Genomic DNA, 12,565 nt, shown 5'->3' with positions numbered 1-12,565 from the left:
AATATGGCAATATTAAATTTTCAGAAGCCCGATAAAGTTATCATGATCGACTCTAGTGAGTTTGATGGTAAGTTTGAATTTAGACCATTAGAACCTGGATACGGACTGACAGTTGGTAACGCTTTACGAAGAGTTTTGCTATCTTCTTTAGAGGGATTCGCTATAACTTCATTGAGAATAGAAGGAGTAGATCATGAGTTTTCTACAATTTCTGGAGTTGTAGAGGATGTAACTGAGATTATTCTAAACCTAAAACAAGTTCGTTTCAAACGTCAGATTGAAGATATAGATAATGAGTCAGTAACAATTTCCATTTCTGGTCAAGAGCAATTAACAGCTGGAGATTTTCAGAAATTTATTTCAGGTTTTCAAGTTCTTAATCCGGACTTAGTAATTTGTAACATGGATAAGAAAGTTGCTCTTAATCTAGAGATTACTATAGAAAAAGGAAGAGGATATGTGCCTGCTGAAGAAAACAAAAAGGCAAATGCTCCTATTGGAACAATCTTTACTGATTCAATCTATACGCCAATTAAAAATGTAAAGTATAGTATTGAGAATTATCGTGTAGAACAAAAAACAGATTACGAAAAGTTAGTTTTCGAAATTGTTACAGATGGTTCTATACATCCTAAAGATGCTTTAACTGAAGCTGCTAAAATCTTGATTCACCACTTTATGTTGTTCTCTGATGAGCGTATCACGTTAGAAGCTGACGAAATTGCTCAGACTGAAACATATGATGAGGAATCATTACATATGAGACAGTTATTAAAAACTAAATTAATCGATATGGATCTTTCTGTGAGAGCATTAAATTGCTTGAAAGCAGCAGAAGTTGATACATTAGGAGATTTAGTTTCTTACAACAAAAATGATTTAATGAAGTTCCGTAATTTCGGAAAGAAATCTTTAACAGAGCTAGAAGAGCTTGTAAATGTTAAAGGTCTTAATTTCGGTATGGATCTTTCTAAATACAAATTAGATAAAGACTAACACATCATATTTTGCTCTCTGCACGAGGCAGATTGAGCAAGATGATGCTAAATTTTTAATGTCATGAGACACGGAAAAAAAGTAAACCACTTAGGTAGAAAAACTGCACATCGCAAGGCAATGCTTGCAAACATGGCTTGTTCTCTTATTGAGCATAAAAGAATAAACACTACAGTTGCAAAAGCTAAAGCTTTAAAGCAGTTTGTTGAGCCATTAGTAACAAAATCTAAAGAAGATACTACGCACAACCGTAGAATCGTATTCAGTAAATTACGTAATAAGTATGCAGTTGCTGAATTGTTTAGAGATGTAGCAGCAAAAGTTGGAGACAGACCTGGAGGATATACTAGAATTATCAAGTTAGGGAATCGTCTTGGAGATAACGCTGATATGGCAATGATAGAATTAGTGGATTACAATGAATTGTATAACGCTGGTAAGCCTGCTAAAAAGAAATCTACTCGTAGAGGTAGAAACAAAAAAGCTAGTGCTCCTGCAGCACCTGCACCAGAAGCTACTAATTCAGAAGAAGAATAAATGATTAGTATTAATCACACATAATAAAAAAGGATAAACGTTCTGTCGTTTATCCTTTTTTTTTGAATTTTTGTAAAAACTTAAATCCTAAGAAGAGGGAATCGTAATATTAAATAATTATAAAGGATGAAATATCAATCTCGAAAAAAGGCAATCGTTTTATTAGCAGATGGTACTATTTTTTATGGAAAAGCAGTTGGAAGAGAAGGAACTGCATTTGGAGAAGTTTGTTTTAATACTGGTATGACAGGATACCAAGAGATTTTTACAGATCCTTCCTATTTTGGTCAATTAATGGTAGCTACCAACGCGCATATTGGTAACTATGGGACACAAAAAGAAGAGGTTGAGTCTGATTCTATTAAAATTGCAGGATTAATCGTAAAGAATTTTAGTTACGAATTTTCTCGTGATCGTGCAGATAGTTCTTTACAGGATTTTCTAGAGGAGAATAATCTTCTGGCTATATCTGATGTAGATACAAGAGCACTGGTTAGTTATATTAGAGATAATGGAGCCATGAATGCACTGATTTCTACAGAAATTGATGATATCGAGGGGTTGAAAAAAAGATTGGCTGAAGTTCCTGATATGAATGGATTAGAACTTGCATCACAAGTGTCAACAAAAGAGCCTTATTATTTTGGTAATCCTGATGCTACTTATAAGATCTCTGCTTTGGATATAGGAGTTAAGAAAAATATTCTACGTAATCTTTCTGAAAGAGATGCGTATATAAAAGTATTCCCTTATAATGCTACTTTTGAAGAAATGAGCGAATGGGGGCCAGATGGTTATTTCCTATCTAATGGTCCTGGCGATCCTGAACCTTTATCCCAAGCCATTGCTACAGCAAAGGAAATAATCAGTAAAGACTTGCCGTTATTCGGAATATGTCTAGGACACCAAGTTATTGCATTAGCTAACGGAATTGGTACCTATAAAATGCATAATGGGCATAGAGGAATTAATCATCCGGTAAAAAACTTAATTACAGGAAAAGGAGAAATTACTTCGCAAAATCATGGTTTTGCAATCAATAGAGAAGAAACAGAGGCAAATCCAGAAATTGAAATTACTCATGTTCATCTTAATGATGATACTGTGGCAGGTATAAGAATGAAAAATAAAAATTGTTTTTCTGTACAATATCATCCAGAAGCAAGTCCAGGTCCTAATGATTCCGTTTATCTATTTGATCAGTTTATAAATAATATTAAAAACGCAAAAGTAGAGGCTTAAAAAAACATAATTTTTGCAAAACCAAAGGATAATATGTAATAAGTTGATCTATAACGTTATAGTTGATAACTTGTTGTGTTTACTGGTGTTTAAGCAATAAATTAAGAGGTTTTCTGAGGTATTTAAACTAACTCGTTTTGTATATTGCGAAGAATTAAAATTATCCAACAAAAACAAATCAAGAAATGAGTGTAATTATCAATATTCACGCCAGACAAATTTTAGATTCACGTGGTAACCCAACTGTAGAAGTTGACGTGATAACCGAAAATGGTGTATTAGGAAGAGCAGCTGTTCCATCTGGTGCATCTACGGGAGAACATGAAGCGGTAGAGCTAAGAGATGGTGGTAGTGATTATATGGGTAAAGGAGTAAAAAAAGCTGTTGAAAATGTAAATACCATAATCGCAGAAGAATTACTTGGTTTTTCAGTGTTTGATCAGAATTTATTAGATCACACAATGATCGAATTAGATGGAACTCCTAATAAATCCAAATTAGGAGCAAATGCGATCCTTGGTGTTTCTTTGGCTGCTGCAAAAGCTGCTGCTAATGAGCTGAATATGCCATTGTATAGATACGTAGGAGGAGTGAGTGCTAATACATTACCAGTTCCTATGATGAATATCATTAATGGAGGATCTCATAGTGATGCACCAATTGCTTTTCAAGAGTTTATGGTAATGCCTGTAAAAGCTGAAAACTTTACACATGCTATGCAAATGGGAACCGAGATCTTTCATAATCTGAAAAAAGTTCTTCATGATAGAGGATTAAGCACAGCTGTAGGAGATGAAGGTGGTTTTGCTCCTACATTAGATGGTACAGAAGACGCTTTAGATTCTATAGCACTTGCAGTAGAAAAAGCGGGGTATAAGTTTGGAGATGAAGTAATGGTAGCATTAGATTGCGCAGCGGCAGAATTTTATGTAGATGGAAAGTATGATTACACTAAGTTTGAAGGAAAATCTGGAGTAGTTAGAACTAGCGAAGAGCAAGCTGATTATTTAGCTTCTTTAACTGAAAAATATCCAATTATCTCTATTGAAGATGGTATGGACGAGAATGACTGGGATGGATGGAAATATTTAACAGAAAAAGTTGGTGACAAGGTTCAGTTAGTGGGAGATGATTTGTTTGTAACAAATGTAGAGCGTCTTTCTAGAGGAATCGAGAATGGTATCGCGAATTCAATTTTGATAAAAGTGAATCAAATAGGAACGCTTACTGAAACTATTGCAGCAGTAAATATGGCACATAATGCAGGGTATACTTCTGTGATGTCACATAGATCAGGAGAAACTGAGGACAATACCATTGCTGATTTAGCAGTTGCTTTAAATACTGGACAGATAAAAACAGGTTCAGCATCTAGAAGTGATAGAATGGCTAAATACAATCAATTACTTCGAATAGAAGAAGAATTGGGTATGGTAGCGTATTATCCAAAAGAAAAAGCATTTAAAGTCAAAAAATAAATGTACGAAACAGCTCACCATTAAGGTGAGCTTTTTTTTTATATGTAAATCAATAAAAAATTAGGTAATATCCTTTAAGTAATCTTTTTCATATTCGTAAAAGTTATACTTATTTTCCTTAGTCCTAATAATTAAGTATTGGACTTTTTATGGTAATGTAGTGTGTTATGATTAATGAATTATATGATTATTGAAAGTTATATGAAAAATAACTTCAAAAATGATATTTCCTGTGCAAAATTGATAGTGCGATTAATAATATATTAACACTATATTTTGTAATTTAGCAACCCTTATTATAACAGCAAAATTCTAAATAATAACAATGTCAAAAAAAGCTATTTTAGAAATCGACGGTAACAAATATGAGTTCCCTATAATCGAAGGAACTGAAAAAGAATTAGGAATAGATATCAAAACTCTCAGAGGTGCTACAGGTGGTATCACTACAATAGATCCAGGATATAAAAACACAGGAAGTTGTGAGAGTGCAATAACTTTTCTAGATGGAGAAAAAGGAATTTTAAGATACCGAGGATATTCTATAGAAGAATTAGCAGAAAAAGCTGATTTTTTAGAAGTAGCTTATTTGTTGATTTTTGGTGATTTACCAACTGCAGAACAATTAGATAAATTCGATAAAGACATTAAAGAAGAGTCTCATATAGATGAAGACATGAAAAGAATCCTAGATGGATTCCCTAAAAGCGCTCATCCAATGGGTGTGCTTTCTTCCTTAACAAGTGCGTTAATTGCTTTTAATCCTGGATCAGTAGATGTAGATTCAGAAGAAGCAATGTATGGTGCAATTGTAAAAATAATGGCTAAGTTTCCTGTTCTAGCTTCATGGACGATGAGAAAGCGAAAAAGTCTTCCTTTGGATTATGGAGATAGTTCTTTAGGGTATGTAGAGAACTTGAGCAAAATGATGTTTTCAAGACCGAATAAGGCATATGAAGCTAATAAAATTGTAAATGATGCACTAGATAAGCTATTAATTTTGCATGCAGATCATGAACAAAACTGTTCGACATCTACGGTAAGAATTGTAGGTTCTTCTCATGCAGGTTTATTCGCTTCTTTATCAGCTGGTATTTCTGCTTTATGGGGTCCATTGCATGGTGGAGCCAATCAAGCGGTTATAGAAATGTTAGAAGCAATTAGAGAAGATGGAGGAGATACTGCAAAGTACATAGCTAAAGCAAAAGATAAAGAAGATCCATTCCGTTTAATGGGGTTTGGACATAGGGTATATAAAAACTTTGATCCTAGAGCAAAAATTATAAAGGTTGCAGCAGAAGAAGTATTAGGAGATCTAGGGATAGAAGATCCTGTTCTAGATATCGCTAAAGGGCTTGCAAAAGTAGCCTTAGAAGATGAATACTTCGTTAAAAGAAAGCTTTATCCGAATGTAGATTTCTATTCTGGGATTATCTATAGAGCTTTAGGTATACCTACAGAAATGTTTACAGTTATGTTTGCTTTAGGTAGACTTCCAGGTTGGATTGCGCAGTGGAGAGAAATGCGTCTTCGTAAAGAACCAATTGGAAGACCAAGACAAATATATACAGGAGAAACTTACAGAGCGTTTAAATCGGTTTCTGAGAGATAAAAAATACTATATGTATTAAAAAGGGTATTGATTTTTTCAATACCCTTTTTTTATAGATTTATTAAAATATAGCTTATGAGTAGATAGAATTTTAGAATTTCATAAAAAGTTGATATTTTTTTTGAATAAAATTAGTTTCTACATAATCCCTCTTCCTATATTTGTTTAACATGTAGAGTTGATCTATACTATGAGTTTTACCTTAAATTTATTCCATTGAAATTAAACGTAAAAAACGAAACTTCGAGGCTTAGAGCTGTTGTTTTAGGAACCGCTGTAAGTAATGGTGCTGTTCCTAAAGTCGAGGAAGCATATGACCCAAAATCTATAGAGCATATAAAAGCGGGTACCTATCCAAAAGAAGAAGATATGGTGGCAGAAATGACAGCAGTGGCTAACGTTTTTGAAAAGTATGATGTAAAGGTTTATAGACCTCAGATAATAGAAAATTATAACCAAATTTTTGCACGTGATATTGCTTTAGTAATTGAGGATAAATTTATAAAATCCAATATACTTCCGGATAGAGAAAAAGAGATTCAGGCTATCCAGTACGTTATTGATGAAATTGCACCAGATAAAGTTTATAAAGCTCCATCAGATGATATTCATTTTGAAGGAGGTGATATTATGCTTCACAACGATCATATTTTTATTGGAACATATAAAGGCGAAGATTATAGTGATTGTATTGTCGCAAGGACAAATATGAAAGGAGTTTCTTATATTCAATCGCTTTTCCCTAGTAAAATAGTTAAAGAATTCGATCTCAATAAGTCTATGGAGGATCCAAGGGATAATGCTTTACATTTGGATTGCTGTTTTCAACCTGTTGGTAAAAATAAAGCAATTATACATAAAGAAGGTTTTAGAAACTTAGATGATTATCAATATTTAGTAGATCTTTTTGGAAATGAAAATCTATTTCATATAGATAAAAATGAAATGTACTACATGAACTCTAATATATTTTCCATTTCTGAAGATGTGGTAATTTCTGAAAAAGGCTTTACAAGATTAAACTCTTGGTTAAGAGGTTTAAATATAACAGTAGAAGAAGTTCCTTATTCCGAAATAGCAAAACAAGAAGGATTACTTAGATGTTCTACGATGCCGTTAATCAGGGATTAAATGGTGGAGAATTATATAACAACTTTTGTAAAAAGATGAAACAAGTTACAAATACCATAGTAATGATTCGTCCTGTTAGATTTAGGATGAATGAACAAACAGCCGTTAATAATTATTATCAGAAGACCTCAGATGATAAGATAGATGTTAACAAGAATGCTCAAGAAGAATTCGATGCTTTTGTTGGAAAACTGAGAGCGGTTGGTGTAAATGTTATCGTTGTCGAAGATAAACTGGAGAATGATACTCCAGATTCTATTTTTCCAAATAATTGGGTGTCTTTTCATGAAAATGGAGATATTGGCTTATATCCAATGTTTGCAGTTAATAGACGTCGAGAAAGGCGTCCTGAAATTTTAGATGCTGTAGAGAATGAAGGTTTTGAAATCAAAAATGTTGTTGATTATACCTCTGCAGAAGAGGATGATGTTTTTCTTGAAGGTACAGGAAGTATTGTATTGGATAGAGAAAATAGAAAAGCATATTGTGCTTTATCTCCACGAGCAGATGAAGAGTTGTTTATTGAGTTTTGTGAGGACTTCGAGTATACTCCTGTAATTTTTACAGCGTATCAGACGGTAGAAGGAGAAAGATTAGCTATTTATCATACTAATGTAATGATGGGTATTGGTGAGACTTTTGCAGTAGTTTGCCTAGATTGTATAGATGACAAAAAGGAACGCAAAAACTTAGTAAACCATCTGAAAAACGACGGAAAAGAAATTGTAAACATCACTGAAGAACAAGTAAATCAGTTTGCTGGAAATATGCTTCAAGTTGTTGGCGCAAAAGAGCAAAGATATTTAGTGATGTCTTCTGCTGCATTCCATAGTCTAACTCAAAATCAAATTACAACCATAGAAAAGCATTGTGAAATCCTTCATAGTAATTTGGAAACAATTGAAAAATTAGGTGGAGGAAGTGCTCGTTGTATGATGGCTGAAGTATTTCTGCCCGAAAAATAATGAAACTTATCTTCAGTGACTTGTCTATTCATGTCAGCCAGAAAAACATAAAAGAATATAGAAAAAGGTGATGTAATATCTTTTAGTTATTTTTGAGTATTGTAAAAATGATTAAATGCTCTCGAAAAAAACAAAATATGGTTTAAAAGCTTTGACCTATATCGCAAGAAAAAAATGTGAGCATCCGGTTTTGATATCCGAAATAGCCAAAAGTGAAAATATTTCGCAAAAGTTTTTAGAAAGTATATTACTAACCTTGCGTAAAAATGGAATTCTAGGATCTAAAAAAGGGAAAGGTGGTGGATATTATTTAATTAAGCCGCCTAAAGAAATTTCAATGGCTGCCGTCATTAGAGTATTAGAAGGGCCTATCGCGATGCTACCATGTGTGAGCTTAAATTTCTACGAAAAATGTGATGATTGTCCAGATGAAGATGCTTGTACAGTTCATAAACTGATGATAGAGGTAAGAGATAATACCTTAAAAGTTTTAGAAAACAAGACTTTAAATGATTTTATAGAATAAAAAGGATAATTTGTTAATTTTCAATAACTCTAATAAAATCATAAGGACCTTCAATCTTACCCCAAACTTGTTTTCCTTCGCTATCATATCCACGATCCCAAGAAGATATTTTATTCCTGCTCATAACAATATTACTTGTAGTGTATTTAATTTTTTTACTAAAACTACTGGAGCAAGAATTTTTACTGGTTTTTCCTTGATATATGGTCGAAGTCTTTTTTTTAAAATAAACGTCACAACCTGCTCTAACGGTTAAACTGTCAATTGTTAACTGATTAAAAAGAGACGTGTCTTTCCAACCATTAATGTATTTTTTTTGATTAGGGATTATATAGCTGCTACTACTTATGGTAATACTGTCTACTCTTTTAATGTTAATAATTCTTTGGTTATAAATCGCAGTACTTTTTTCTTCATTAAACAGTTCTTGATAGAACCAATAGCCAGATTGATCTTTCCATATTGGGGAGTTAATAAGGCAAACTGCTGCATATCCGGATTCTTCTTTAGCTTGTTTTTTCGAAGAAAACTTACCTGTTAATATCTGTACAAAATCTTCTAATTCAGGATCGTTTACAACTTTACTGTTGCAGTTACATAAGAAGATTAGTGTGATAAGAAAAGGGAGTAATTTCCGCATTTGCCTTTTTTTCAAAAATACTAATATTTATAACAAAAAACGTATTTTATCGATTTAAATTGCCTTTTGTCTATGTTTTATTGTGTTTTGAGAAGAGATGTTTCGTATCATTCCGCCGAAAATAAAGTAATGAAAAGGAACCATAACATACCAATACAATCGTCCCCATATCCCTCTTGGCCTAAAAGTAGCAGTTTGATGAAGTATGTTGTTTTGATCAATATCAAATTCTAACCAGGCTTCTCCTGGTACTTTCATTTCTGCGAATAATAGTAAACGTTTTTCGGTTTTATCTGCTACAAGTACTCTCCAAAAATCTAAGGCATCTCCCGAATTAATTTTATCAGGATTTGTTCTACCTCTTCGTAATCCTACTCCTCCAAAAAACTTATCAATATGGCCTCTTATTTTCCACATCCAATCACCGTAGTACCAACCGGTCTCGCCACCAATTGCCCATATTCTTTCTATAACAAGTTCTGGATCTTTTATTTTTATCTTTTTTTTGTCTTTTAGGCACCCTTTTCTAGGTACCGTAACATATTTTTGAATGTCCTGATTAAATCGACCACTTATCATAGAATCTTTCCAACTTGATACAACCTGGTTCTGCTCTATTTTTATAAATGCTAGTTCTAGAGCTTTGGTATACGTCATAGGTTCTATACCTAGTATTTTTTGTAATCGCTTATCATTAGCAACCACAGGAATACTCATGCTATCTACTAGGTTTAGTGCGAGCTTATAGGATGTAGAAGTTACAAAATATAGCCAATACGAAGAAAGCTTAGGAGTCATTACCGGTAATGTGAAAATAAATAGCTTAATACCTCTAACTTTAGCGTATAACTGAAGCATCTGTTTGTATGTAATAACATTAGGGCCGCTAATGTCAAAGGATTGGTTATAGCATTCAGAATTTCCCAGTACGCCAGTCATAAAACTTAAGACGTCTCTGATAGCTATAGGATGTGTTTTTGTGTTTACCCATTTTGGCGTAATCATTATCGGGAGTTTTTCACAGAGATCTCGAATGATTTCAAAGGAAGAACTTCCGGAGCCAACAATGATTCCAGAACGTAAAACTGTTAAATTAAAATCGCCTTTATATAATGTTTCTTCCACATTTTTTCTAGACCATAAATGCTTAGATAGGTTTTTTTCATTAACTATTCCACTTAAATATATGACCTGTTTAATATTAGTGTTTTTGACTAAAATGTTAAAGTTTTGAGCAGAGATTTCTTCTTTCTTATCAAAATCTGAGGTAGAAGAGCTCATAGAATGGATAAGATAATAAGCTACATCGATCTGGTGTGGTAATTTGCTTGGATCTGGACGCTCAAGAAAATCTATTTCAACAATAGAAATCTTATCGGCCATTTCTTTATCAATAGAAAATCTATCTCTATCTCTTACACAACAGATTACGTCGTGACCTGCATCTAAAAGTAAGGGCAATAACCTCATGCCAATATATCCATTGGCTCCAGTAAGTAATATTTGCATTTTTTTTGATTTGGAATTGCTTAGCGCATTACTAAAAATGTATTTTTTCTTTTATTACAAGATACGAATTGATATCGATAGAACTGGTAGAACCTGATATTTCTTTTATCTTTGCAGCCTGATTTTGAGATCAAATACAATTAATAAAATGACATTACAGCAAATCATTTCAGAACAGGTAAAAGCCGCCATAAAAAAACTGTACAACGCAGATTTAGAATCTGTAGAATTGCAAGGAACTAGGAAAGAGTTTGAAGGAGATATAACCGTAGTAGTTTTTCCTATGCTTCGTGTGGTAAAGGGTACCCCAGTTCAAATAGGGGAGGCCATAGGTGCATATCTTGTCGAAAATGTTGAAGATATTACTTCTTTTAATGTGGTAAAAGGATTTTTGAATCTGGTAATTGCAGATTCATATTACCTAAAATTCTTTAAGGATGTTAAAGACAAAGAAAATTATGGTTTCCTAAATCCAAAAGAAGGAGATAAAGCTGTAATGGTAGAATATTCTTCTCCAAATACTAATAAACCTTTGCATTTGGGACATATCAGAAATAACTTATTGGGATATGCAGTAGCCGAAATTATAAAAGCTAGCGGTAAAAAGGTATATAAAACACAAATTATCAACGACCGTGGAATTCATATTTGTAAAAGTATGGTAGCATGGCAAAAATTTGGTAATGGAGAGACTCCACAATCTACTGGTTTAAAAGGTGATAAATTAGTAGGGAATTATTACGTGAAATTTGATAAAGAATATAAAAATCAGATTGCTACACTAGTAGATGAAGGAAAATCAGAAGAAGAAGCTAAAAAAGCAGCACCAATATTAATTGAAGCCCAAGAAATGCTACGTAAGTGGGAAGCTGGAGATACAGAGGTCGTAGATCTTTGGAATACCATGAATAATTGGGTATATGATGGCTTCGAACAAACGTATAAAGCTTTAGGTGTTGATTTTGATAGTTATTATTATGAAAGTAATACCTATTTACTAGGTAAAGATAATATTGAAGAAGGTCTTGCGAAAGGAGTGTTCTTTCAAAAAGACGATGGTTCTGTTTGGTGTGATCTTACCGATGAAGGTCTTGATGAAAAACTAGTATTAAGAAGTGATGGTACGGCCGTTTATATGACTCAGGACATAGGTACGGCAATTCAGCGAGTAAAGGATAATCCAGATATTGGAGGAATGATCTACACGGTTGGAAATGAGCAAGATTATCATTTCAAAGTTCTCTTTTTGATTCTTAAGAAATTAGGATATGATTGGTCCGATAATTTACATCATTTAAGTTACGGAATGGTAGATTTACCAAGCGGTAAGATGAAAAGTAGAGAAGGTACCGTGGTAGATGCGGATGATCTAATAGTAGAAATGACTGAAACAGCAGGTGAAATTTCTAAGGAATTAGGGAAATTAGATGGGTATAGCGAAGAAGAAAAAAATAATGTTTATAAAACTATTGGTTTAGGAGCATTAAAATATTTTATCTTAAAAGTAGATCCTAAAAAAAGAATTCTTTTTGATCCAGCAGAGTCGGTAGATTTTCAAGGAAATACAGGGCCTTTTATACAATATACCTATGCTAGGATTCAGGCGATTCTTCGTAAAGCAGATTTTAATTGGAAAGAGGAAGTTAGTGATATAGCTCTAACAATCAGAGAGAAAGAACTTGTTAAATTATTAGAGGTATATCCCGAAATTATTCAGAATGCGGCTAAGGATCTTAGTCCAGCGGTGATAGCAAATTATACTTATGATTTGGTAAAGGCGTACAACTCCTTCTTTCAAAATGTATCTATTTTTGGAGCTGATTCAGAAGAAGAAAAGATATTTAGAGTACAACTTTCTGGAGCAGTAGGAGAAACCATTAAATCTGCTTTTGGATTGTTAGGGATAAATGTACCGGAACGCATGTAAAC

11 protein-coding genes are annotated in these 12,565 nt (G+C 33.2%); 9 read left to right on the top strand and 2 right to left on the bottom strand.

All coding sequences use genetic code 11. The annotated features are described in order from the left end of the window. Window positions 1-3 precede the first annotated feature (3 nt). The 8 genes from Q1B37_RS17930 to Q1B37_RS17895 all read left to right on the top strand — a co-directional run bounded on the left by Q1B37_RS17930 (window position 4) and on the right by Q1B37_RS17895 (window position 8,487). Entirely contained in the window at window positions 4-996 is a 993-nt protein-coding gene (locus Q1B37_RS17930; protein WP_027392530.1) for a DNA-directed RNA polymerase subunit alpha, read from the top strand. A gap of 63 nt (window positions 997-1,059) precedes the next feature. Beyond that, window positions 1,060-1,533 carry a 50S ribosomal protein L17 gene (rplQ, locus tag Q1B37_RS17925; RefSeq protein ID WP_299608361.1) on the top strand — a complete coding sequence of 158 codons (474 nt, stop codon included), beginning with the start codon at window positions 1,060-1,062 and terminating at the stop codon, window positions 1,531-1,533. A 126-nt stretch (window positions 1,534-1,659) separates the two neighbouring features. Then, a complete protein-coding gene (carA, locus tag Q1B37_RS17920) occupies window positions 1,660-2,775 on the top strand; it encodes a glutamine-hydrolyzing carbamoyl-phosphate synthase small subunit (RefSeq protein ID WP_299608359.1) in 1,116 nt (371 codons plus the stop codon). A 185-nt stretch (window positions 2,776-2,960) separates the two neighbouring features. After that, on the top strand, window positions 2,961-4,253 hold the full coding sequence (gene eno / locus Q1B37_RS17915) for a phosphopyruvate hydratase (protein WP_299900871.1): 1,293 nt from the start codon (window positions 2,961-2,963) through the stop codon (window positions 4,251-4,253). Between the two features lie 325 nt (window positions 4,254-4,578). Then, on the top strand, window positions 4,579-5,865 hold the full coding sequence (locus Q1B37_RS17910) for a citrate synthase (protein ID WP_299900869.1): 1,287 nt from the start codon (window positions 4,579-4,581) through the stop codon (window positions 5,863-5,865). Between the two features lie 216 nt (window positions 5,866-6,081). Next, entirely contained in the window at window positions 6,082-6,996 is a 915-nt protein-coding gene (locus Q1B37_RS17905; protein WP_299900866.1) for an amidinotransferase, read from the top strand. A gap of 35 nt (window positions 6,997-7,031) precedes the next feature. After that, a complete protein-coding gene (gene ctlX, locus Q1B37_RS17900; protein ID WP_299901168.1) occupies window positions 7,032-7,961 on the top strand; it encodes a citrulline utilization hydrolase CtlX in 930 nt (309 codons plus the stop codon). Between the two features lie 115 nt (window positions 7,962-8,076). Next, complete coding sequence (locus Q1B37_RS17895; protein ID WP_299608311.1) at window positions 8,077-8,487, top strand: Rrf2 family transcriptional regulator; 411 nt, start codon at window positions 8,077-8,079, stop codon at window positions 8,485-8,487. A gap of 13 nt (window positions 8,488-8,500) precedes the next feature. Here the strand turns inward: Q1B37_RS17895 and Q1B37_RS17890 are convergent, their stop codons facing one another. Further along, entirely contained in the window at window positions 8,501-9,127 is a 627-nt protein-coding gene (locus tag Q1B37_RS17890) for a chromophore lyase CpcT/CpeT (RefSeq protein ID WP_299608309.1), read from the bottom strand. 54 nt (window positions 9,128-9,181) lie between these two features. Then, a complete protein-coding gene (locus Q1B37_RS17885; RefSeq protein WP_299900863.1) occupies window positions 9,182-10,636 on the bottom strand; it encodes an SDR family oxidoreductase in 1,455 nt (484 codons plus the stop codon). A 148-nt stretch (window positions 10,637-10,784) separates the two neighbouring features. Between Q1B37_RS17885 and argS the strand changes: the two genes are divergently transcribed. Beyond that, complete coding sequence (gene argS, locus Q1B37_RS17880; RefSeq protein WP_299900860.1) at window positions 10,785-12,563, top strand: arginine--tRNA ligase; 1,779 nt, start codon at window positions 10,785-10,787, stop codon at window positions 12,561-12,563. Window positions 12,564-12,565 lie beyond the last annotated feature (2 nt).

Source organism: uncultured Aquimarina sp., from assembly GCF_947492965.1.
Classification (GTDB): Bacteria; Bacteroidota; Bacteroidia; order Flavobacteriales; family Flavobacteriaceae; genus Aquimarina.
This window is presented reverse-complemented; position numbering and strand designations above follow the sequence as displayed.

Bases quoted from the DNA above. Each gene is read 5' to 3' on its own strand.
- Q1B37_RS17930 (WP_027392530.1), top strand. From the start codon at position 4: ATGGCAATATTAAATTTTCAGAAGCCCGATAAAGTTATCATGATCGAC.
- Q1B37_RS17890 (WP_299608309.1), bottom strand. From the start codon at position 9,127: ATGCGGAAATTACTCCCTTTTCTTATCACACTAATCTTCTTATGTAAC.
- Q1B37_RS17885 (WP_299900863.1), bottom strand. From the start codon at position 10,636: ATGCAAATATTACTTACTGGAGCCAATGGATATATTGGCATGAGGTTA.
- carA (WP_299608359.1), top strand. From the start codon at position 1,660: ATGAAATATCAATCTCGAAAAAAGGCAATCGTTTTATTAGCAGATGGT.
- argS (WP_299900860.1), top strand. From the start codon at position 10,785: ATGACATTACAGCAAATCATTTCAGAACAGGTAAAAGCCGCCATAAAA.
- rplQ (WP_299608361.1), top strand. From the start codon at position 1,060: ATGAGACACGGAAAAAAAGTAAACCACTTAGGTAGAAAAACTGCACAT.
- eno (WP_299900871.1), top strand. From the start codon at position 2,961: ATGAGTGTAATTATCAATATTCACGCCAGACAAATTTTAGATTCACGT.
- Q1B37_RS17910 (WP_299900869.1), top strand. From the start codon at position 4,579: ATGTCAAAAAAAGCTATTTTAGAAATCGACGGTAACAAATATGAGTTC.
- ctlX (WP_299901168.1), top strand. From the start codon at position 7,032: ATGAAACAAGTTACAAATACCATAGTAATGATTCGTCCTGTTAGATTT.
- Q1B37_RS17895 (WP_299608311.1), top strand. From the start codon at position 8,077: ATGCTCTCGAAAAAAACAAAATATGGTTTAAAAGCTTTGACCTATATC.